The sequence below is a fragment of the Flavobacterium sp. T50_26 genome (genome assembly GCF_057652995.1).
In genome coordinates, this window is record NZ_JBYFCC010000082.1 from 1 (window position 1) to 244 (window position 244).

Consider the following 244-nt stretch of genomic DNA (forward strand, 5'->3'; position numbering starts at 1 on the left):
TCCATTTAATTGTTGTTGACGCCGAACGCAATTCCGAAATTTAACACATTGACATGGATTGGAACGACAATTTTTTTGTATGTTCCGATAACGTAATTTTGAGCATTCTCACGCAACACATTGTTCCGCAAAAAATTGTAGCTATTAACATTCCTGACCGATTATCACAGGATGCAACTGACATGGATATTTTTAAAACCGTATCTTGCAATTTGGCAAAAGGTGGAACATTAACGGTGATTGG

1 protein-coding gene is annotated in these 244 nt (G+C 36.9%); it reads left to right on the forward strand.

What is annotated here, in order from left to right:
• Window positions 1-53: 53 nt before the first annotated feature.
• A partial coding sequence (locus tag AC23MC_RS16520) for an SAM-dependent chlorinase/fluorinase (RefSeq protein ID WP_487570665.1) occupies window positions 54-244 on the forward strand: 191 nt, incomplete at its 3' end.